We start from the raw sequence: 20,829 nt of genomic DNA on the forward strand, positions 1-20,829 counted from the left end.
CCACTTCGGTAACTCGGTGCTTATGGGCGCAGTCAGTCTGTCACTCTGTCCGCATCGATCGGGATGTATTCGTCCGAACTGCTCGGGGAGCTGGACATGGGGGCCATACCCACGCAACGGGAGACCGCCTCCCGGGTCCGCGAGGCGCCCGCGCACGACGACCCGCCCGCGCACGAGACCGCGGGCTTACGCGCCCAGGGGCGCGTGACTCTGCACGGAAGCCCCCTCGCGCCCGGTTCCGCCCGCGCACTGGTGCGCGCCTCCCTCGACGAGTGGATCGACTGCGGACTGCTGGGCCGGGAGCGGCAGCGGGTCGCCGAGGACGCCATGGTCGTCGTCAGCGAACTCGTCACCAACGCCGTGGTGCACGCCGGCACGGACGTCGAGGTCGACTGGTGGCTGGAACAGTACGCACCGGAGGAGGACGAGGAGCCGGCGTTCGTCGTCGAGGTCACCGACCACCACCCCTCCCGCGCCCCGCGCGACCACCCGGGCGAGACGCCGTACGAGACACCGGAGTTCGGGCGCGGGCTGCGGCTGGTCGCCTCGCTCGCCGAGTCCTGGGGGGTGACCTACCGCACCGGCGCGAAGTCGGTGTGGGCGCGGCTGACCGGCCGCGGCGGCACGCTCCCCGACGAGCAGGAACTGAAGGTCGCCGAGATCCTCGCCCCCGAGCCGCCCGCCCCCGCGGACGACCCCGCGCGGGCCTGCTCCCACCGCCCCGAACGCGACCGGGACTGGCTCAACCGGGGCGCCCTCACCTTCCTCGCCGAGGCCTCCGACCTGCTCGCCGGGCAGCTCGACGAGAACCTGGTGGCCGCGCTCACCGGCCAGCTGATCGTGCCCCGGCTCGCCGACTGGTGCGCGGTGTGGCTGGAGGACGAGGCGACCGTGCGCGGCGGCGGCCGGCACGATCCCACCGGCGCGGGCGGGCCGCGGCTGGCCCGGGTCTGGCACGGCAGCGAGAACCGCATCGAGGAACTGCGCCGCGTCCTGGAGAAGGACCCGCCCTGCGCCCGGGACGGCACGGGGGCGCCCCCGATCGAGCGAAGCCGAGAGTGGGGGAGGTCAGGGCCCGAGCCGTATCCCTGGCCCCGCGAGGCGCTCGGCCCGCAGGGCGCCCTCGGCTCGGCGCTCGCCTACCGGCTGATCGCGGGCGGCCGCCCGCTCGGCACGCTCGTCATCGGACGCTCCGGTCCCGACGGCTTCCCCGACGAGATCACCGGCCTGGTCGAGGACTTCGGCCGCCGGGTCGCCCTCGCCATCGGCGCGGCCCGCCAGTACGCCCGCCAGGCCACCATCAGCGCCGTGCTCCAGCGCGGCCTGCTGCCCGGCGCGGTCGCCGAGATCCCGGGGGTGCGCAGCGCGCTCGTCTACGAACCCTGCGACAAGGGCGGACCGAGCGGCGACTTCTACGACCTCTTCCCGGCCGGTGACGGCCGCTGGTGCTTCGCCGTCGGCGACGTCCAGGGCAAGGGCCCCGAGGCCGCCGTCGTGATCGGGCTCGCCCGGCCCTGGCTGCGCCTGCTCGCCCGGGAGGGCTACCGGGTCGCCGACGTCCTGGACCGCCTCAACCAGCTCCTCCTCGACGACGCCACCGAGGCCGCCGACGCCGCCGCCCGCGCCCTGGTCGCCGCCGGCGGCCGCCCCCTGCCGCCCGGCGACGGCCCGCAGACCCGCTTCCTGTCCCTCCTCTACGGCGAGCTCACCCCGCTGGAGGGCGGCGGGGTCCGCTGCACCCTCGCCTCCGCCGGGCACCCGCTGCCGCTGCTCCTCGGCCCCGACGGCGAGGTCAGCACCGCCGCCCGGCCGCAGACCCTGCTCGGGGTCATCGAGGACGAGACGTACACCAGCGAGACCGTCGAGCTCGCGCCCGGCCACAGCCTGCTGTGCGTCACCGACGGGGTGACCGAGCGCCGCTCCGGCACCCGCCAGTTCGACGACGGCGACGGGCTCGCGCGGGCGCTGGCCGGCTGCGCGGGGCTGAGCGCGGAGCTGATCGCCGAACGGATCAGACGGCTCGTCCACGAGTTCGGCGGCGGCCAGCCCGAGGACGACCTGGCGCTGCTCGTCCTCCAGGCGGAGTGACCGGCGGAGTGACCGGTGGAGCGACCGGCGGAGCGACTGGCGGAGCGACTGGCGGAGTGACCGGCGGAGTGACCGGCGGAGCGACCGGCGCCGTACGGGACAATGGAGGACATGCCTTCCGCACTCCCCGACGGCGAGCCCGTCCCCGACGACGGCGCGCTCCCCGCTTCCGCGCTCGCCGGGGCCGCCGCCCGCCCCCTCGGGTTCTACCTGCACGTCCCCTACTGCGCGACCCGCTGCGGCTACTGCGACTTCAACACGTACACCGCGACCGAGCTGCGCGGCACCGGCGGTGTCCTGGCCTCCCGCGACAACTACGCGGACACGCTGATCGACGAGGTCAGGCAGGCCAGGAAGGTCCTCGGCGACGACCCGCGCGAGGTGCGGACCGTGTTCGTCGGGGGCGGTACGCCGACGCTGCTGGGCGCCGCCGATCTCGTACGGATGCTGGGCGCGATCCGGGACGAGTTCGGGCTCGCGGCGGACGCCGAGGTCACCACGGAGGCGAACCCGGAGTCCGTCGACCCGGCCTATCTGGCGGCTCTGCGGGAGGGCGGCTTCAACCGGATCTCCTTCGGCATGCAGAGCGCGCGGCAGCACGTGCTGCGGGTGCTCGACCGCACGCACACCCCCGGCCGCCCCGAGGCATGCGTCGCGGAGGCCCGCGCGGCCGGCTTCGAGCATGTCAACCTCGATCTGATCTACGGCACCCCGGGCGAGTCCGACGACGACTGGCGGGCCTCCCTGGAGGCGGCGATCGGGGCCGGTCCCGACCATGTGTCGGCGTACGCGCTGATCGTCGAGGAGGGCACCCAGCTCGCCCGCCGGATCCGCCGCGGCGAGGTCCCGATGACCGACGACGACGTCCACGCCGACCGCTACCTGATCGCCGAGTCGGTGCTGACGGACGCGGGCTTCGACTGGTACGAGGTGTCCAACTGGGCCACCTCCGAGGCGGCCCGCTGCCTGCACAACGAGCTGTACTGGCGGGGCGCCGACTGGTGGGGCGCCGGACCGGGGGCGCACTCCCACGTGGGCGGGGTGCGCTGGTGGAACGTCAAGCACCCGGGGGCGTACGCGGCGGCCCTCGCGTCCGGACGCTCCCCGGGCGCCGGACGCGAACTCCTGACGGACGAGGACCGCCGGGTGGAGCGCATCCTGCTGGAGCTGCGGCTGCGCGAGGGCGTGCCGCTGGCGCTCCTCAAGGAGGACGGGCTCAGGGCGTCGCGCCGGGCCCTGTCGGACGGACTCCTGGAGCAGGGGGCCTACGACGAGGGGCGGGCCGTGCTGACACTGCGCGGGCGGCTGCTGGCGGACGCCGTGGTCAGGGACCTGGTGGACTGATCACTCCGGTGGGTGAACGGGGCGTCAGGCCCCATCGCCGCCCGTGACGAAGTCGATCAGTTCCTCCACCCGGCCCAGCAGCTCCGGCTCCAGGTCCTTGTACGAGGTCACCTTCGCCAGGATCGCCTGCCACACCGCGCCCGTGTTGTCCGAGGGCCAGCCCAGCGCCCGGCACACGCCCGTCTTCCAGTCCTGCCCGTGCGGGACGCGCGGCCACGCCTCGATGCCCAGGGACGACGGTTTCACGGCCTCCCAGATGTCGATGTACGGGTGGCCGACGACCAGGGCGTGGCCGCTGGTGACCGACTGGGCGATGCGCCACTCCTTGGTGCCGGGGAGCAGGTGGTCGACGAGGACACCCAGGCGGGCGTCCGGGCCGGGGGCGAATTCGGCCACGATGGAGGGGAGGTCGTCGACGCCCTCCAGGTACTCGACGACCACGCCCTCGACGCGCAGGTCGTCGCCCCAGACCTTCTCGACCAGTTCCGCGTCGTGGCGGCCCTCCACGTAGATGCGGCCCGCGCGGGCGACACGCGCGCGGGCGCCGGGGACGGCGACCGAGCCGGAGGCGGTACGGGACGGGCGTACCGGCCCCCCGGACGCGGGCCGTACGAGGGTGACGACCTGTCCCTCCAGGAGGAAGCCGCGCGGCTCCAGCGGGAAGACGCGGTGCTTGCCGAAGCGGTCCTCCAGGGTGACCGTGCCCGCCTCGCAGCGGATCACCGCGCCGCAGAAGCCGGTACCGGGCTCCTCCACCACCAGGCCGGGTTCGGCGGCCACCTCCGGCACCGGCTTCGGCTTCTTCCACGGCGGGGTCAGGTCGGCGGAGTACTGGCGCATTCGGATGACGATAGGAGAAGCCGAACGGGTGCGCCTACGACACGCCGAAGCGGGCCGCCAGGGCGTCGCGCTGGGCCCGTACGAACGCCGCGTCGACCACCGCTCCGTGACCGGGGACGTACAGGGCGTCGTCGCCGCCGAGCGAGAGCAGGCGGTCCAGGGCCGCCGGCCAGCGGGACGGTACGGCGTCCGGGCCGGCCTGGGGATCGCCGGACTCCTCCACCAGGTCGCCGCAGAAGACCACCGGCGGGTCGCCGGGGACGAGGACCGCGAGATCGTGGGAGGTGTGGCCGGGGCCCACGTCGGCCAGCAGGGCCCGGCGGCCGCCGCCCAGGTCGAGGGCCCGCTCGCCGGAGACCGGGCGGCGGGGGAGCGGGAGGGCGTCGGCCGCCTCCTCGGCCTCGGGGGCCGGGAGGCCGTTGCGGACCGCGTCCAGGCGCAGCGCCTCGCGGTCGTGGGCGAGGACGGCCTCCGCGCCCGCCGCCGCGTACAGGTCGGTGCCCGCGAAGGCGGGCGTGCCGAAGACGTGGTCGAAGTGGGGGTGGGTGAGCGCGAGATGGGTCACACGGCGCCCGGCCAGCGCCTGCGCCTCCGTACGCAACCGCGCGCCCTCCGCCAGGCTCGACCCGGCGTCCACCATCAGGACCGCGCCCGGACCGAGGGCCAGCCCCGCCGTGCAGTCCCAGCCCGGCAGCCGGCACCGGCCGACCCCTTCGGCCACCCGCTCCCACCCCAGCTCTTCCCAAGTCACCGTCATGCCGCGACGCTAGCCGTAGAACGTCACGGGTCCTGACCGACCTTGCCCAGTCAGTACCCGACGGCCGTACACTGGGCCGGGGATGTTGGCACTCGGGATCGCAGAGTGCCAGACGAAAGACCCGAAGGACCCGAAAGGCCGCGGGCACGACTTTCTGGAGGTGTGGCGCTGGATGCTGAGTGAACGCAGGCTTCAGGTATTGCGCGCCATCGTCCAGGACTATGTCGGCACCGAGGAACCGGTCGGGTCGAAGGCGCTGACCGAGCGGCACAACCTCGGGGTCTCCCCGGCGACCGTGCGCAACGACATGGCCGCCCTGGAGGACGAGGGGTACATCGCCCAGCCGCACACCAGCGCCGGGCGGATCCCGACCGACAAGGGCTACCGGCTGTTCGTCGACAAGCTCGCCGGTGTCAAGCCGATGAGCGCGCCCGAACGGCGGGCGATCCAGAACTTCCTCGACGGCGCCGTCGACCTCGACGACGTCGTCGCGCGGACCGTGCGGCTGCTGGCGCAGCTGACGCGGCAGGTGGCGGTGGTGCAGTATCCGTCGCTGACGCGGTCCACCGTGCGCCACGTGGAGCTGCTGTCACTGGCTCCGGCCCGGCTGATGCTGGTGCTGATCACCGACACCGGGCGGGTCGAGCAGCGGATGGTCGACTGCCCGGCACCCTTCGGGGAGACGTCGCTGGCGGATCTGCGGGCGCGGCTGAACAGCCGGGTCGCGGGGCGCCGGTTCTCGGACGTGCCCCGGCTGGTGGAGGATCTGCCGGACGCCTTCGACGTCGAGGACCGCGGCACGGTCTCGGCGGTGCTCTCCACCCTGCTGGAGACGCTCGTCGAGGAGAACGAGGAGCGGCTGGTGATCGGCGGCACCGCCAATCTCACCCGCTTCGGGCATGACTTTCCCCTCATGATCCGGCCTGTTCTGGAGGCACTCGAGGAGCACGTGGTGCTTCTCAAGCTCCTTGGCGAGGCCGGGGATTCGGGCATGACCGTACGCATCGGTCACGAGAACGCCTATGAGGGACTCAACTCCACGTCCGTGGTGTCGGTCGGTTACGGTTCGGGCGGCGAGGCACTCGCCAAACTCGGCGTGGTCGGACCGACCCGCATGGATTACCCGGGAACGATGGGAGCGGTACGAGCGGTGGCACGGTACGTCGGACAGATCCTGGCGGAGTCGTAAGTGGCCACGGACTACTACGCCGTTCTCGGCGTGCGCCGCGACGCGTCGCAGGAAGAGATCAAGAAGGCCTTCCGTCGGCTCGCGCGCGAGCTGCACCCGGACGTCAACCCGGACCCGAAGACCCAGGAGCGGTTCAAGGAGATCAACGCCGCTTACGAGGTGCTCTCGGACCCGCAGAAGAAGCAGGTCTACGACCTCGGCGGCGACCCGCTCTCGCAGGCGGGCGGCGCGGGCGCGGGCGGCTTCGGGGCCGGTGGCTTCGGGAACTTCTCCGACATCATGGACGCGTTCTTCGGTACGGCGTCCCAGCGTGGGCCGAGGTCGCGTACGCGGCGCGGCCAGGACGCGATGATCCGGATCGAGGTGGAGCTGGACGAGGCCGCTTTCGGCACGACCAAGGACATCCAGGTCGACACGGCGATCGTCTGCAACACCTGTAACGGTGAGGGCGCGGCGCCGGGCACCTCCGCCCAGACGTGTGACATGTGCCGGGGCCGTGGTGAGGTCTCGCAGGTGACGCGGTCCTTCCTCGGGCAGGTCATGACCTCCCGGCCCTGCCCGCAGTGTCAGGGCTTCGGCACCGTCGTGCCGACGCCGTGCCCCGAGTGCGCCGGTGACGGCCGGGTCCGCTCCCGGCGGACGCTGACCGTGAAGATCCCGGCCGGTGTCGACAATGGCACCCGGATCCAGCTCGCCGGTGAGGGCGAGGTCGGGCCCGGCGGCGGTCCCGCCGGTGACCTGTACGTCGAGATCCACGAGCTGCCGCACTCCACGTTCCAGCGGCGCGGCGACGACCTGCACTGCACGGTGACGATCCCGATGACGGCGGCCTCGCTCGGTACGAAGGTGCCGCTGGAGACGCTGGACGGGATGGAGGAGGTCGACATCCGGCCGGGCACCCAGTCCGGGCAGTCGATCCCGCTGCACGGGCGCGGTGTCACGCATCTGCGGGGCGGCGGCCGGGGCGACCTGATCGTCCACGTCGAGGTCATGACGCCGACCAAGCTCGACCCCGAGCAGGAACGCCTCCTGCGCGAGCTGGCGAAACTGCGCGGCGAGGAGCGGCCCACGGGGCAGTTCCAGCCGGGGCAGCAGGGCCTCTTCTCCCGGCTGAAGGACGCGTTCAACGGGCGTTGACGCGGGCGCCCGCAGCGGGTCGCGGAGGGGCTGTGCCGCCCGCGATATGTGGCATGTGCCAAAGAGGCGACCCGATTCGGTCTTGTTCGGAGGACGTGACAACATGCCGTCATGTCCTCCGCACTGACCGATCTCTTCCCCTTTCCGATCGTGCAGGCCCCCATGGCCGGCGGGGTCTCCGTCCCGCAGCTGGCCGCCGCCGTGTCCGAGGCGGGCGGGCTGGGGTTCCTCGCCGCCGGGTACAAGACCGCCGACGGGATGTACCAGGAGATCAAGCAGCTGCGGGGGCTGACCGGCCGCCCTTTCGGGGTCAACCTCTTCATGCCGCAGCCGGAGCACGCGGAGTCCGGCGCCGTGGAGCTGTACGCACACCAGCTGGCCGGTGAGGCCGCCTGGTACGAGACCGAGCTCGGCGACCCGGACAGCGGCCGCGACGACGGGTACGACGCGAAGCTCGCGGTACTCCTCGACAACCCGGTGGCCGTCGTCTCCTTCCACTTCGGTGTGCCGACCCGCGAGGTGCTGGAGTCCCTGCGCCGGGCCGGAACCCTCACCCTGGTCACCGCGACCACCGCCGAGGAGGCCCTCGCCGTCGAGCGGGCCGGGGCGGACGCGGTGATCGCGCAGGGCGTCGAGGCCGGCGGGCACCAGGGCACCCACCGGGACATCGCCGAGAACGACGGAGCCGGGATCGGGCTGCTGTCGCTGATCGGCCAGATACGGGAGACCGTGGGCATCCCGGTGGTCGCCGCCGGCGGGATCATGCGCGGCAGCCAGATCGCCGCCGTGCTCGCCGCGGGCGCGAGCGCCGCCCAGCTCGGTACGGCCTTCCTCGCCACCCCCGAGTCCGGCGCCGCCGACATCCACAAGCAGGCCCTGACCAACCCCCTGTTCGTCCGCACGGAACTGACCCGGGCCTTCTCCGGGCGGCCCGCCCGCGGGCTCGTCAACCGCTTCCTGCGCGAGCACGGGCCGTACGCGCCCGCCGCCTACCCGGAGGTCCACCACCTCACCTCCCCGCTGCGCAAGGCCGCCGCCAAGGCCGGGGACGCGCAGGGCATGGCGCTGTGGTCCGGGCAGGGGCACCGGATGGCCCGGGAGCTGCCCGCCGGGCAGCTGGTGGAGACCCTCGTCGAGGAACTGGCCGCCGCGTCGACAGCGTTGTCGACCAAGGCGGGGACCGAGAGGGGGGACGGGCGATGACCGCGCCGGTGTTCGTCGTCGAGGACCTCCGCGCGGACGGCTCCGGACAGTACGTCCTGGACGGGCCCGAGGGCCGTCACGCGGTCTCCGTGAAGCGGCTTCAGCCCGGCGAGGAGGTCGTCCTCACCGACGGCGCCGGCCGCTACGCGGTGTGCGACGTGATCGCCGCCGAGGGCAAGGACCGGCTGGTCGTCCGCCTGACGGAGGTCGCCGAGGAGCCCGCGCCGCAGCCCCGTATCACCGTCGTCCAGGCCCTGCCCAAGGGCGACCGCGGCGAGGTCGCCGTGGAGACCATGACCGAGGTCGGCGTCGACGCGATCGTGCCCTGGCAGGCCGCCCGCTGCGTCACCCAGTGGCGGGGCGACCGGGGGCTCAAGTCGCTCGCGAAGTGGCGGGCCACCGCCCGCGAGGCCGGCAAGCAGTCCCGCCGGGTGCGGTTCCCCCAGGTCGCGGACGCGGCGAGCACCAAACAGGTTGCCGCACTTCTCGCCGAAGCCGATTTCGCCGCCGTCCTGCACTCCGACTTCGAGCACGGCAGCACACCGCTGGCCACCGCCGACCTGCCCGCCACGGGCGAGATCGTGCTGGTCGTCGGCCCCGAGGGGGGCGTCGCCCGGGACGAGGTGGCGCTCTTCGAGGAGGCGGGCGCGGGGACATACGTCCTGGGGCCCAGCGTGATGCGTACCTCGACCGCCGGCACGGCCGCCGCGGCCCTGCTGCTCGGCCGCACCGGCCGGTGGTCCTGACCCGCACGACCCTCTGGGGGACACACCGTGGAACTCGCCCAAGTCCGGCTCCTGGTCACCGACTTCGCCGCCTGCTACCACTTCTACGCCGAAGTGCTCGGGCTGCGGCCGCAGTCGGGGGCGAGCGAGGGACCGTACGAGAAGTTCAGCCCGCACGCCGGGTCCGCGGGGATCGCCCTCCAGGACCGGACCATGATGGCCGAGGTGCTGGGCGAGCTGGGGGACACCGCCACCGGGCACCGGTCGCTGGTGGTGCTGCGCGTCGACGACCTCGACGCCTACTGCGAGCAGATCGCCGCGCGCGGCGCGGTCCTGGTGCAGGGGCCCGTGCCCATGACGGAACGCATGCGGGTCGCCCACCTCAAGGACCCCGAGGGGAACCTGGTGGAACTGCAGGAATGGCTGCTGCTGCGCACCTGAAGGGTGACGGCTGCGAACACGTGAGTGGCCGTATGCCCCCTACCGTCACGGGCCCGACGGTGGGAGGCTGCCCCTCATGGGGGCATTGAGCCGGATTCGGCGGCGGCCGCGCGGGGCCAGGGCGGCGGCCGTGGCGGGGCTCGCGGTGATCGCCGTGGGCGGTGTCGTGGGCTGCCAGCCGACCGATCTGAACTCCGCGACCGTCGCGTACACCACCGACCAGACCGCCACCGCCGAGCTGAAACGGCAGCACGTCGACGTCAGCTGGCTCACCTGCACCGGCAACTACGGCTCGTCGGCGGCCGGTTCCACGAGGACACCGTCGGCCTCGCAGACCACCGTGGTCTCCGTGGACTGCCGGGGCCGGACCAAGGACGGGCGGGACATCACCGTCACCGGACGGGTCACCAAGGCCGTCAGCGGGGCCTGTGTGCGCGGGAACCTCGTCGCCAAGGTCGGCGGCAAGGAGTGGTTCCGGGTGAAGGGCCTCGGCAACTGCGACGCCACGCCCGGTCCGACGTACAGCACCTACCGGCCGCCCACCTACGGGCAGCAGCCCGGCCCCACCGTGACCGTGACGAAGACCGTCTGGTGCCAGGGCGACCCCAAGTGCTGGCCCGTGCAGGGAAAGTGATCGAAATCGGCCGCCGGGAACCCGCCGCGGTGCATAGGCTGAGCGGGTGACTCAGGGTGCAGCGACAGGACCGCGGTCCTACCTCCGATTTCCCCACGTCCACGGCGACCTGGTCGCCTTCACCGCCGAGGACGACGTGTGGCTCGCGCCGCTGGACGGCGGCCGGGCCTGGCGGGTCAGCGCCGACAACGTCCCGGTGACCCTGCCCCGTATCTCGCCGGACGGGACCACGGTCGCCTGGACCTCCACCCGCGACGGCGCCCCCGAGATCCACCTCGCCCCCGTCGACGGCGGCTCCGCCACCCGCCTGACGCACTGGGGGAGTTCCCGCACCCAGGTGCGCGACTGGACCGCCGACGGGCAGGTCCTCGCGATCACCACCTACGGCCAGTCCAGCCTCCGGCGCAGCTGGGCCCGCACCGTCCCGCTCGACGGCGGCCCGTCCACCGTCCTCCCGTACGGCCCGGTCGGCCATGTCGCCCTCGGTCCGCACCCCGTGCTGCTCTCCGCGCCGATGGGCCGCGAGGCCGCCTGGTGGAAGCGGTACCGGGGCGGTACGGCGGGCAAGCTGTGGATCGACCGGGAAGGGGGCGGAGAGTTCGTACGGCTGCACGCGGAGCTGGACGGGAACCTCGAATACCCCGTCTGGGCCGGGGAGCGGATCGCGTTCCTCTCCGACCACGAGGGCACCGGGGCCCTGTACTCCTCCCTCGCCGACGGCTCCGACCTGCGCCGGCACACGCCCCTCGACGGCTTCTACGCCCGGCACGCGGCCGGCGACGGCAGCCGGGTCGTCTACGCGTCCGCCGGTGAACTCTGGCTCCTGGACGACCTGGAGGGGGCCGAGCCGCGCCGGCTGGACATCCGGCTCGGCGGCTCCCGGGTCGACCGGCAGCCGTACCCGGTGAACGCGGGACGCTGGTTCAGCTCCGCCTCGCCCGACCACACCGCGCGCGGCAGCGCCGTCCTGGTCCGCGGCGGGGTGCACTGGGTGACCCACCGGTCCGGTCCGGCGCGCGCGCTCGCCGCGCAGCCCGGGGTACGGGGACGGCTGCCCGTCACCTTCCGCGCGGACGCGGAGGAGTGGGTGGTGTGGGTGACCGACGCCGAGGGCGACGACGCCCTGGAGTTCGCCCCCGCCACCGGTCTCGCGCCCGGCTCCACCCCGCGCCGGATCGCCGCCGGACAGCTCGGCCGGGTCCTGGAACTCGCCGTCGCCCCCGACGGCGGCCGGGTCGCCGTCGCCGCCCACGACGGACGCCTGCTCCTCGTCGAACGCGAGAGCGGCGAGGTCCGCGAGGTCGACCGCAGCGAGGACGGCGACGTCTCCGGGCTCGCCTTCTCGCCCGACTCCGGCTGGCTCGCCTGGTCGCACCCCGGCGCCGGCGGCCTCGCCCAGCTCCGTATCGCCCACACCACCGACCTCACCGTCACCGAGGCGACCCCGCTGCGCTTCCAGGACTACGCCCCCGCCTTCACCCGCGACGGCAAGCACCTGGCGTTCCTCTCCACCCGCTCCTTCGACCCGGTCTACGACGAGCACGTCTTCGACCTGGCCTTCGTGGTCGGCGACCGCCCGCACCTGATCACCCTCGCGGCCACCACCCCCTCCCCGTTCGGCCCGCAGCGGCACGGCCGCCCGTTCGAGACCCCCGACAAGGACGAGACCCCCGACGCCGAGGGCACCCCCGCCACCCGGATCGACCTGGAGGGCCTCGCCGACCGGATCGTGCCCTTCCCCGTCGAGGCCGGCCGCTACTCGGGCCTGCGCGCCGCCAAGGACGGCGTGCTCTGGCTGCGCCACCCGGTGCGCGGTGTCCTCGGCGCCTCCCGCGCCCACCCCGAGGACCCCGCGCCCAAGACCGAGCTGGAGCGCTACGACCTCGCCCAGCAGCGCATCGAGTACCTCTCCTCCGACGCCGACCACTTCGAGGTCAGCGGCGACGGGAAGCGGGTCCTGCTCTGGTCCGACGGCAAGCTCAAGGTCGTCCCCAGCGACCGCCGCGCCTCGAACGACGACGACAGCGACACCAACATCACCGTCGACCTGGCCCGGGTACGGCAGACCGTCGAACCGGCCGCCGAGTGGCGGCAGATGTTCGACGAGACCGGCCGCATCATGCGCGACCAGTTCTGGCGCCCCGACCTCGGCGGCGTCGACTGGGACGGCGTCCTCGCCCGCTACCGCCCGCTCGTCGACCACTGCGCCACCCACGACGACCTCGTCGACCTGCTCTGGGAGGTCCAGGGCGAACTCGGCACCTCGCACGCCTACGTCACCCCGCGCGGCGGCCACGGCAACGGCGCCCGCCAGGGCCTGCTCGGCGCCGACATCTCCCGGCACGAGGACGGCAGCTGGCGCATCGACCGCATCCTGCCCGCCGAGACCTCCGACCCCGGCGCCCGCTCCCCGCTCGCCGCACCCGGCGTCGCGGTCCGCGCCGGCGACGCGATCGTGGCCGTCGCCGGCCGCCCGGTCGACCCGGTGACCGGCCCCGGCCCGCTCCTCGTCGGCACCGCCGGCAAGGCCATCGAACTGACCGTGTCCCCGGCCGGCGGCGGCGAGCTGCGCCACCCGGTGGTCGTCCCGGTCGCCGACGAGGAACCGCTCCGCTACCACGCCTGGGTCGCCGACCGCCGCGCCCACGTCCACGAACTCTCCGGCGGCCGGCTCGGCTACCTCCACGTCCCCGACATGCAGGCCCCCGGCTGGGCCCAGATCCACCGCGACCTGAGCGTGGAGATGGCCCGCGAGGGCATCGTCGTCGACGTCCGCGAGAACCGCGGCGGCCACACCTCCCAGCTCGTCGTCGAGAAACTCGCCCGCCGCATCGTCGGTTGGGACCTGCCGCGCGGCATGCGGCCCTTCAGCTACCCGAGGGACGCACCCCGCGGCCCGGTGGTCGTCGTCGCCAACGAGTTCTCCGGCTCCGACGGCGACATCGTCAACGCGGCCATCAAGGCCCTCGGCATCGGCCCGGTCGTCGGCACCCGCACCTGGGGCGGCGTCATCGGCATCGACAGCCGCTACCGCCTCGTCGACGGCACCCTCGTCACCCAGCCGAAGTACGCCTTCTGGCTGGAGGGCTACGGCTGGGGCGTCGAGAACCACGGCGTCGACCCGGATGTGGAGGTCGTCCAGACCCCGCAGGACTGGGGGGCGGGGAGGGATCCCCAGCTCGACGAGGCGGTACGGATAGCGCTGGAGGCGTTGGAGACGGCTCCTGCGAAGACTCCACCGACGCTGCCGACCTGACGAGGGGCGCCGGGTCCCACCCAGGGGGCGCGGGGCTGCATTCGACATGCGGCTCCGCCGCGTGGGCGCGACAAGCCCCCACCGGCCCGCAGCCGAACCGACTACGATGCCCCCGAAGCTGATCACCGGGCGAGGAGAAGACATGCCAGGGGAACCCCAGGACGACTGCCTCTTCTGCAAGATCGTCGCAGGCCACGTCCCCGCGACGATCGTCCGGGAGACGGACACCACCGTCGCCTTCCGGGACATCAACCCCCAGGCACCCACCCACGTCCTGGTGATCCCCAAGGTCCACTACAAGAACGCGGCCGAACTCGCCGAGAGCGAACCCGCGATCGCCGCCGACATACTGCGCGAGGCCCGGACCGTCGCCGACGAGGACAAGCTGGAGAGCTACCGCATCGTCTTCAACACCGGCAGCGGCGCCGGCCAGACCGTCTGGCACGCCCACGCCCACGTCCTCGGCGGTCGCGGCCTGACCTGGCCGCCCGGATAACCGACCGTGTCCGTACGCGAGTTGGTGGTCCTCGGCACAGCCAGCCAGGTACCCACCCGGCACCGCAACCACAACGGCTACCTGCTGCGCTGGGACGGCGAGGGCATCCTCTTCGACCCCGGCGAGGGCACCCAGCGGCAGATGCTGCGGGCCGGGGTCGCCGCGCACGACCTGAACCGGATCTGCGTCACCCACTTCCACGGCGACCACTCCCTCGGCCTCGCCGGGGTCATCCAGCGGATCAACCTCGACAAGGTCCCGCACCCGGTCACCGCGCACTACCCGAAGTCGGGGCAGCGCTTCTTCGACCGGCTCCGCTACGCCACCGCCTACCGCGAGACCGTCGGCATCACCGAGGCCCCGGTCCACGGCGAGGGCGGCGACCTCGCCTCCACCCGGTCCTACCGGCTGGAGGCCCGCCGGCTCTCCCACCCCGTGGAGTCCTACGGCTACCGGCTCACCGAGCCCGACGGCCGCCGCATGCTCCCCGAACGGCTCGCCGCGCACGGCATCACCGGCCCCGACGTCGGCCGGCTCCAGCGCGCGGGCGTCCTCGGGGACGTCACCCTCGACCAGGTCAGCGAGGTGCGGCGCGGCCAGCGGTTCGCGTTCGTGATGGACACCCGGCTGTGCGCGGGGGTGTACGCGCTCGCCGAGGGCTGCGACCTGCTGGTCATCGAGTCCACCTTCCTCGACGAGGACGCCGGACTCGCCGTGGACCACGGCCATCTGACCGCCGGGCAGGCGGCGGCCGTGGCCCGGGACGCGGGCGTACGGCACCTGGTGCTGACCCACTTCAGCCAGCGCTACCCGGAACCCGAGGAGTTCGAACGGCAGGCGCGGGCCGCCGGGTACGAGGGCGAGCTGACCGTGGCACGGGATCTGCTCCGGGTGCCTGTCCCGAAGCGCAGGTGAAACGGCCGTACCATGCTCTGATGCCCCTCCCCAAAGCAGAACTGCACCTCCACATCGAAGGCACCCTGGAGCCCGAGCTGGCGTTCCGGCTCGCCGGACGCAACGGCGTCGAGCTGTCGTACCCGGACACCGACGCGCTGCGCAAGGCGTACCAGTTCGAGGACCTGCAGTCCTTCCTGAACCTGTACTACGAGCTGATGGCGGTCCTGCGCACCGAGCAGGACTTCGAGGACCTCGCCAACGCCTACCTCGCCCGCGCCGCCGCGCAGGGCGTGCGGCACGCCGAGATCTTCTTCGACCCGCAGGCGCACCTCGCCCGGGGCGTCGGCATGGGCACGGTCGTCGAGGGCCTGTGGCGGGCGCTCGGCCGAAGCGTCGAGAACCACGGGGTCTCCACCCGGCTGATCATGTGCTTCCTGCGGGACGAGTCCGCCGAGTCGGCGATGGCGACGCTGCGGGCCGCGCGGCCGTACCTGGACCGGATCATCGGCATCGGGCTGGACTCGGCCGAGGTCGGGCATCCGCCGGCCAAGTTCCGCGAGGTGTACGAGGCGGCGGCCGGGCTCGGGCTGCGGCGGGTGGCGCACGCGGGTGAGGAGGGGCCGCCGCAGTACATCACCGACGCGCTGGACCTGCTCGGCGTGGAGCGCGTCGACCACGGGCTGCGCTGCATGGAGGACCCGGAGCTGGTCGCCCGTCTGGTGCGGGAGCGGATCCCGCTGACGCTGTGCCCGCTGTCCAACGTCCGCCTGCGCGCCGTCGACGTGCTGGCCGAGCATCCGCTTCCGGCCATGATCGAGGCCGGGCTGCTGTGCACGGTCAACTCCGACGACCCGGCCTACTTCGGCGGGTACGTCGCCGACAACTACCACGCCGTGCGCGACACCCTGGGCCTGTCCCGGGAGCAGATGCGGGAGCTGGCCCGCAACTCCTTCCTCGCGTCCTTCCTGGAGGACGACGAGGAACTGCGGGCCCGCTACCTCGCCGAGGTCGAGGCCTACGAGTTCGGCTAGGCCGCCAGACCGCTACTCCGCTACTCCGCTACGCCGCGACGTCCAGCCGTACCGCCGCCTCGTCGGCGAACGCGGCGCCGGCCGTGACGGTGGTGGTCCTGCGGCGCAGCGCCACCGCCGTCAGCGGTACGGCGACCGCCAGCAGGGCCACCGCCAGGATCGTCCCCATCGCCGGGAAACCGGCCCGGGCCGCCAGCAGACTGCCGGTCATCGGGCCGACGGCCGTGCCCAGCGAGGACGCCGACCCGACCAGCACCGCCCAGCGGCCCCGTGGGTCGAGGGAGGCGGCCAGGCCGATGACGTACGACAGCACGACCGGGTAGAGCACGTTCCAGGCGATCTCGCCGGACGCGAACGTCGTCAGGTCGGTGGCGGACGCGCTGAGCGCGATACAGCCCGCGATCAGGATCGTGCCGAGGCCGATCGGCAGCGCCTGGCCGAGCCGCGGGCCCAGGGCGCCCGCGCCGACCACGCCCAGCAGTCCGGCGCCGAGCGCCACCGCGAACACCGCGCCGACGGTCACCTCGCTGAGATGCGCCTGCGTCAGGCCGATCCGGCCGCTCACGCCCCAGAGCGAGTTCTGGACGGCCGACCAGCACGGCATGGCGGCGGCCAGCAGCAGACCCGAGCGGAGGTGGGGGAGCCGGGAGCCGCCGGTGACGGTGCGGGGGAGGGCCGGGGCGGTACGGGGGGACAGCCGGGCGGTGAGCGGCCAGACCGCGAGCGCGGTGAGTGCGATCGCGGCGAGGGGCTGCGCGTGGCCGGGGCCGAGGTGCGGGACCGTCAGGTAGACGGCGCCCGCGAGGGCGGAGACGCCGAGCAGGCCGAGGGTGGTGGTGCGGTGGGGGTCGCTCCCCCACGCTCGAACACCCTCGCGCGGGGGGACCCCCATGGCGGCGATGCCGGTGGCGGCGACCGCGGTGACCGTGCCGGAGCCGAAGCCGCCGGCGACCGCGCCGGCGATGACCGCGGGGACGTGGGTGGTGAGGGCGGCACCGCCGTAGCCGAGGACGGCGAGGAGCAGTCCGGTCCGGGCGAGGGCGCGGGGGCCGACGCGGTCCACGCGGGACGCCAGCAGGAAGCCGGCCGTCGCCGAACTCAGCAGCAGGGCGCTGCCGATGGCGCCCGCCTGGGTGGCGGAGAGGGGGAGCCCCGACTGGAGTCTGCCGACGGTGGTCGGCAGGAGGTACGGGGCGAGGTACCCGGCCGTGAAAAGGGCGACGAGGGACCAGGGGGTGGTGCGGGGGGCGGACACGGGCGTTCCCAGGGCATGCGAAAGGAGCGGCTCAAGAAGGGGGTTGGGCGCAGGCCGTCGACGGACAGGAACGCGCGGGCAATTTGTATCAAGTGAGGGGAGCGCGAAGAGGGGGTGGGGGGTGTGATGTGGGGCACGTCCGGGTTTCGGGTGCGGGGGAGGGGGTAGCCGCGCCCTGCATGGTGCGGGAGCGGGTCCGTTTGCGGGCGCGGCTGAGTGGGGGCTGGTCGCGCAGTTCCTCCCCCAGCCTTCGGCCGGGGGTACCCCCAGCGCCCCTTGGTTGGCTGCGGTTCGGCAGCTGTATGGGCACTGCATGATCCCGCGGCCCTTACGGCGCGCTTTCCGCTAACGCCAGTTGACCGTGCCGCCCGTTGTCGCTGATTCGATGCGGGTCCGGATTTCGTGCATCACTGTGACGATCTGCTCCTCGTGCTCCCGCGTGAGCCGTGCCACCGGTACCGAGCAGCTGATCGCGTCCTGGGCCGGGGTGTCGTAGCGCAGGGCGAAGCCGAAGCCGATGATGCCGGCGACACCCTCCTCGCGGTCGATGGAGTGGTCGCGGGCGCGGACGTCGGCGAGGTCGGCGGCGAGGGCGTCCCTCGTGGTGCGGGTGTTGGGGGTGAGGGCGGCGTAGGGGCCGTCGGGGAGGTCCGTGTCGGGGCGTTCCGCCAGGAGTGCCTTGCCGAGGGCGCCCGCGTGGGCGGGGAACCGGCGGCCCACTCTGCTGATGGTGCGCAGGTACGCGTGGGACTCGCGGGTCGCGAGGTAGGCCACGTTCCGGCCGTCGAGGCGGGCCAGGTGGATGGTCTCGCCCAGGGCGTCCGACGCCTCGTCGAGGTAGGGGCGTACGAGGCGGACGCGCGGGTCGGAGTCCAGGTAGCTGGTGCCGGTCAGCAGGGTGCGGATGCCGATGCCGTAGAGGGAGCCGGTGGTGTCCGTGCGGACCCAGCCCCGGGCGATCAGGGTCTGCAGCAGGGCGTACATCGAGCTGCGCGGGACGCCGAGCGCGTCCGCGAGTTCCTGGAGGCGGGCCGGGCGGTCGCCGCGGTCCGCGAGGAGCTCCAGCAGCTCCACCGTGCGCGCCGCGGACTTCACCTCGCGGACGCCTGCTGTCTCGGACATGTGCAGATCGTAGAGGGGCGCGGGCGGGGTGCGCCGTTGACGGGGGCGCGTTCGCATATCTAGTCTCTGTCTTCGTATGTAGATGACGTTTAGGTAGGGAGATGGGTTCGGTGGGCGGACAGCCGGAGAGTGTGGTGCGCGCGCTGCGGGACGGGATGGCGGAGGGGGTGCTGTCCTTTCCGCTGACCTCCTTCCACGCCGACGGGTCCCTGGACGCGGACGGGTTCCGGGCGTACGTCGCCGGGCAGCTGGCCGCCGCGCCCGGCGCGCTCTTCCCGGCCTGCGGCACCGGGGAGTTCTTCTCGCTGGACGAGGACGAGTACCGGCAGGTCGTGGGCGTCGCGGTCGAGGAGGCCGGCGGCCGGGTACCGGTGGTCGCGGGGGTGGGGTACGGCTGGGCGCAGGCCGCCCGGTTCGCGCGGATCGCCGAGGAGGCCGGGGCCGACGCCCTGCTCGTGCTGCCCCACTACCTCGTCGCCGCCCCGCAGGACGGACTGGTCGCGCAGCTGGAGCAGCTCGCCGCCCGGACCTCGCTCCCCCTCATCGCCTACCAGCGCGGCCAGGTCGCCTACACGGCCCACTCGTTGACGCGGATCGCCCGCATCCCCGGCGTGATCGGGCTCAAGGACGGGCACAGCGACCTCGACCGGCTGCAGCGGCTCACCCTCGCCGCCCCGGACGGCTTCCTCTTCTTCAACGGCGCCGCCACCGCCGAGATCCAGGCCCGCGCCTACGCCACCGTCGGCGTCCCCGCCTACTCCTCCGCCGTGCACGCCTTCGCCCCCGAGATCGCCGACGCCTTCTTCGCCGCCCTGCGCGACGGCGAGCAGGGCACCGCCGACAAGCTGCTGCGCGACTTCTACGTGCCGCTCGTCGAACTCCGCGACCGCGTCCCCGGATACGCCGTGTCGCTGGTGAAGGCGGCGGCCCGGCTGCGCGGCCGGCCCGTGGGACCCGTCCGCGCCCCCCTCACCGACCCCTCCACCGCCGACCTCGCCGAACTGCGGACCCTGCTCGGCGCCGGCCTCGACCTCGTCGGAGCGTCCCTGTGAACCTCACGATCACCGACGTCCGCCTGACCCCGATCCTGGTCGCCGACCCGCCGCTGCTCAACACCCAGGGGGTGCACCAGCCGTACACGCCCCGGCTGATCGTCGAGGTGGAGACCGCCGACGGGGTGGTCGGGGTCGGCGAGACCTACGGGGACACCAAGTACCTGGAGCTGGCCCGGCCGTTCGCGGCGCGGCTGGTCGGCCGTGCGGTCTCCGACCTGAACGGGCTGTTCACCGTCGCCGACGAGGTCGCCGTGGACGCCTCCCGGGTCTCCGGGCAGGTGGACGTGGGCGGGCTGCGGGGCGTGCAGACCGCCGACAAGCTGCGGCTGTCGGTCGTCTCCGGCTTCGAGGTCGCCTGCCTCGACGCCCTCGGCAAGGCGCTCGGGCTGCCCGTGCACGCGCTGCTCGGCGGGAAGGTGCGCGACTCGGTCGAGTACAGCGCGTACCTGTTCTACAAGTGGGCCGCGCATCCGCAGGGCGTGCCGGCCGAGGCCGACGACTGGGGGCCCGCGCTCGACCCGGCGGGGGTCGTGGCCCAGGCCCGCCGGTTCAAGGACCGCTACGGCTTCACCTCCTTCAAGCTCAAGGGCGGGGTCTTCCCGCCCGAGCAGGAGATCGCGGCCGTACGGGCGCTGGCCGAGGCGTTCCCCGGGCACCCGCTGCGGCTCGACCCCAACGGCGCCTGGTCCGTGGAGACCTCCCTGAAGGTCGCGGCGGAACTCGCCGACGTCCTGGAGTACCTGGAGGACCCGGCGCTCGGCACCCCGGCGATGGCGAAGGTGGCGGCCGGTACGGACGTGCCGCTCGCCACCAACATGTGCGTGACGACCTTCGGCGAGATCCCGGAGGCGTTCAGCGGCGGGGCCGTGCAGGTCGTCCTCTCCGACCACCACTACTGGGGCGGACTGCGCAACACCCGGGAACTGGCCGCCGTCTGCCGCACCTTCGGCGTCGGCGTCTCCATGCACTCCAACACCCACCTCGGGATCAGCCTGGCCGCGATGACCCACGTCGCCGCGACCGTCCCCGACCTCCACCACGCCTGCGACTCCCACTACCCCTGGCAGTCCGAGGACGTCCTCACCGAGCGGCTCGTCTTCACCGACGGCCGGGTCGCCGTCCCCGACGCGCCGGGCCTCGGCGTCGCACTGGACCAGGAGAAGGTACGACGGCTGCACCGGCGCTGGCTGGACGACGACGGCACCCTGCGCGACCGCGACGACGCGGCCGCGATGCGGGCCGCCGAGCCGGGGTGGACCACACCGGCGGTACCGCGCTGGTAGGAGCGCTCGTTCGGGCGGTCGTACGACGACTGCGGCCGCCTCCGGTACGACATGGTGCAGACTGGCCGGATCCGCA

At 73.5% G+C, this 20,829-nt stretch carries 18 protein-coding genes; 14 read left to right on the forward strand and 4 right to left on the reverse strand.

The features are described from left to right. The first annotated feature begins 96 nt into the window (after positions 1-96). On the forward strand, positions 97-2,088 hold the full coding sequence (locus ACIPSJ_RS03290; RefSeq protein WP_401343034.1) for a SpoIIE family protein phosphatase: 1,992 nt from the start codon (positions 97-99) through the stop codon (positions 2,086-2,088). A gap of 111 nt (positions 2,089-2,199) precedes the next feature. Next, entirely contained in the window at positions 2,200-3,432 is a 1,233-nt protein-coding gene (gene hemW / locus ACIPSJ_RS03295; protein ID WP_359224470.1) for a radical SAM family heme chaperone HemW, read from the forward strand. Positions 3,433-3,456: 24 nt separating this feature from the next. Here the strand turns inward: hemW and ACIPSJ_RS03300 are convergent, their stop codons facing one another. Beyond that, on the reverse strand, positions 3,457-4,272 hold the full coding sequence (locus ACIPSJ_RS03300; protein WP_401343036.1) for a DUF3097 domain-containing protein: 816 nt from the start codon (positions 4,270-4,272) through the stop codon (positions 3,457-3,459). A 34-nt stretch (positions 4,273-4,306) separates the two neighbouring features. Continuing rightward, positions 4,307-5,029, reverse strand: coding sequence for an MBL fold metallo-hydrolase (locus ACIPSJ_RS03305; protein WP_401343038.1), 723 nt, complete (start codon positions 5,027-5,029; stop codon positions 4,307-4,309). 172 nt (positions 5,030-5,201) lie between these two features. Here ACIPSJ_RS03305 and hrcA point away from each other — a divergent pair, with 172 nt between their 5' ends. The 10 genes from hrcA (at position 5,202) to ACIPSJ_RS03355 (ending at position 16,038) form a co-directional block, all read left to right on the forward strand. Beyond that, positions 5,202-6,218: a heat-inducible transcriptional repressor HrcA gene (gene hrcA / locus ACIPSJ_RS03310; RefSeq protein ID WP_355710777.1), complete on the forward strand. Its 1,017-nt coding sequence runs from the start codon at positions 5,202-5,204 to the stop codon at positions 6,216-6,218. Next, on the forward strand, positions 6,219-7,355 hold the full coding sequence (gene dnaJ, locus ACIPSJ_RS03315; protein WP_355710776.1) for a molecular chaperone DnaJ: 1,137 nt from the start codon (positions 6,219-6,221) through the stop codon (positions 7,353-7,355). It abuts the gene before it with no gap. Positions 7,356-7,466: 111 nt separating this feature from the next. After that, positions 7,467-8,558 carry a nitronate monooxygenase gene (locus tag ACIPSJ_RS03320; protein WP_359224477.1) on the forward strand — a complete coding sequence of 364 codons (1,092 nt, stop codon included), beginning with the start codon at positions 7,467-7,469 and terminating at the stop codon, positions 8,556-8,558. Beyond that, on the forward strand, positions 8,555-9,304 hold the full coding sequence (locus tag ACIPSJ_RS03325; protein ID WP_401343041.1) for a 16S rRNA (uracil(1498)-N(3))-methyltransferase: 750 nt from the start codon (positions 8,555-8,557) through the stop codon (positions 9,302-9,304). Before ACIPSJ_RS03320 ends, ACIPSJ_RS03325 begins: the two co-directional genes overlap by 4 nt. A 27-nt stretch (positions 9,305-9,331) precedes the next feature. Continuing rightward, positions 9,332-9,724 carry a VOC family protein gene (locus ACIPSJ_RS03330; RefSeq protein ID WP_359224481.1) on the forward strand — a complete coding sequence of 131 codons (393 nt, stop codon included), beginning with the start codon at positions 9,332-9,334 and terminating at the stop codon, positions 9,722-9,724. A 76-nt stretch (positions 9,725-9,800) separates the two neighbouring features. Next, positions 9,801-10,358 carry a hypothetical protein gene (locus ACIPSJ_RS03335; protein WP_359224484.1) on the forward strand — a complete coding sequence of 186 codons (558 nt, stop codon included), beginning with the start codon at positions 9,801-9,803 and terminating at the stop codon, positions 10,356-10,358. A 46-nt stretch (positions 10,359-10,404) separates the two neighbouring features. Continuing rightward, the gene (locus ACIPSJ_RS03340; RefSeq protein WP_359224486.1) at positions 10,405-13,614 is read left to right on the forward strand and encodes a S41 family peptidase; all 3,210 of its coding nucleotides are present in this window, start codon (positions 10,405-10,407) and stop codon (positions 13,612-13,614) included. Positions 13,615-13,756: 142 nt separating this feature from the next. Further along, the gene (locus tag ACIPSJ_RS03345; protein WP_359224489.1) at positions 13,757-14,110 is read left to right on the forward strand and encodes a histidine triad nucleotide-binding protein; all 354 of its coding nucleotides are present in this window, start codon (positions 13,757-13,759) and stop codon (positions 14,108-14,110) included. A 6-nt stretch (positions 14,111-14,116) separates the two neighbouring features. Then, positions 14,117-15,025: a ribonuclease Z gene (locus ACIPSJ_RS03350; RefSeq protein ID WP_401343044.1), complete on the forward strand. Its 909-nt coding sequence runs from the start codon at positions 14,117-14,119 to the stop codon at positions 15,023-15,025. A 20-nt stretch (positions 15,026-15,045) separates the two neighbouring features. Next, positions 15,046-16,038 (forward strand): adenosine deaminase, encoded by a 993-nt coding sequence (locus ACIPSJ_RS03355; RefSeq protein ID WP_401343045.1) that lies wholly within the window; start codon positions 15,046-15,048, stop codon positions 16,036-16,038. 28 nt (positions 16,039-16,066) lie between these two features. Here the strand turns inward: ACIPSJ_RS03355 and ACIPSJ_RS03360 are convergent, their stop codons facing one another. Both ACIPSJ_RS03360 and ACIPSJ_RS03365 read right to left on the reverse strand, forming a co-directional pair. Continuing rightward, entirely contained in the window at positions 16,067-17,293 is a 1,227-nt protein-coding gene (locus ACIPSJ_RS03360; protein WP_401343046.1) for an MFS transporter, read from the reverse strand. Between the two features lie 345 nt (positions 17,294-17,638). Continuing rightward, positions 17,639-18,415 (reverse strand): IclR family transcriptional regulator, encoded by a 777-nt coding sequence (locus ACIPSJ_RS03365; protein ID WP_359224498.1) that lies wholly within the window; start codon positions 18,413-18,415, stop codon positions 17,639-17,641. Between the two features lie 155 nt (positions 18,416-18,570). Between ACIPSJ_RS03365 and ACIPSJ_RS03370 the strand changes: the two genes are divergently transcribed. Together ACIPSJ_RS03370 and ACIPSJ_RS03375 are read left to right on the forward strand one after the other, a co-directional pair. Then, positions 18,571-19,467 carry a 5-dehydro-4-deoxyglucarate dehydratase gene (locus ACIPSJ_RS03370; protein WP_401344555.1) on the forward strand — a complete coding sequence of 299 codons (897 nt, stop codon included), beginning with the start codon at positions 18,571-18,573 and terminating at the stop codon, positions 19,465-19,467. Further along, a complete protein-coding gene (locus ACIPSJ_RS03375) occupies positions 19,464-20,753 on the forward strand; it encodes a glucarate dehydratase family protein (RefSeq protein ID WP_359224503.1) in 1,290 nt (429 codons plus the stop codon). Before ACIPSJ_RS03370 ends, ACIPSJ_RS03375 begins: the two co-directional genes overlap by 4 nt. The last annotated feature ends 76 nt before the right edge of the window (positions 20,754-20,829 follow it).

The sequence above is a fragment of the Streptomyces sp. NPDC090088 genome, from assembly GCF_044747345.1.
GTDB lineage: Bacteria > Actinomycetota > Actinomycetes > Streptomycetales > Streptomycetaceae > Streptomyces.

What these genes read in the sequence shown, in the direction of transcription:
- ACIPSJ_RS03335 (WP_359224484.1), top strand. Translation starts at nt 9,801, where the DNA reads ATGGGGGCATTGAGCCGGATTCGGCGGCGGCCGCGCGGGGCCAGGGCG.
- ACIPSJ_RS03345 (WP_359224489.1), top strand. Translation starts at nt 13,757, where the DNA reads ATGCCAGGGGAACCCCAGGACGACTGCCTCTTCTGCAAGATCGTCGCA.
- ACIPSJ_RS03320 (WP_359224477.1), top strand. Translation starts at nt 7,467, where the DNA reads ATGTCCTCCGCACTGACCGATCTCTTCCCCTTTCCGATCGTGCAGGCC.
- ACIPSJ_RS03305 (WP_401343038.1), bottom strand. Translation starts at nt 5,029, where the DNA reads ATGACGGTGACTTGGGAAGAGCTGGGGTGGGAGCGGGTGGCCGAAGGG.
- ACIPSJ_RS03325 (WP_401343041.1), top strand. Translation starts at nt 8,555, where the DNA reads ATGACCGCGCCGGTGTTCGTCGTCGAGGACCTCCGCGCGGACGGCTCC.
- ACIPSJ_RS03300 (WP_401343036.1), bottom strand. Translation starts at nt 4,272, where the DNA reads ATGCGCCAGTACTCCGCCGACCTGACCCCGCCGTGGAAGAAGCCGAAG.
- hrcA (WP_355710777.1), top strand. Translation starts at nt 5,202, where the DNA reads ATGCTGAGTGAACGCAGGCTTCAGGTATTGCGCGCCATCGTCCAGGAC.
- hemW (WP_359224470.1), top strand. Translation starts at nt 2,200, where the DNA reads ATGCCTTCCGCACTCCCCGACGGCGAGCCCGTCCCCGACGACGGCGCG.
- ACIPSJ_RS03365 (WP_359224498.1), bottom strand. Translation starts at nt 18,415, where the DNA reads ATGTCCGAGACAGCAGGCGTCCGCGAGGTGAAGTCCGCGGCGCGCACG.
- ACIPSJ_RS03290 (WP_401343034.1), top strand. Translation starts at nt 97, where the DNA reads ATGGGGGCCATACCCACGCAACGGGAGACCGCCTCCCGGGTCCGCGAG.
- ACIPSJ_RS03370 (WP_401344555.1), top strand. Translation starts at nt 18,571, where the DNA reads ATGGCGGAGGGGGTGCTGTCCTTTCCGCTGACCTCCTTCCACGCCGAC.
- ACIPSJ_RS03355 (WP_401343045.1), top strand. Translation starts at nt 15,046, where the DNA reads ATGCCCCTCCCCAAAGCAGAACTGCACCTCCACATCGAAGGCACCCTG.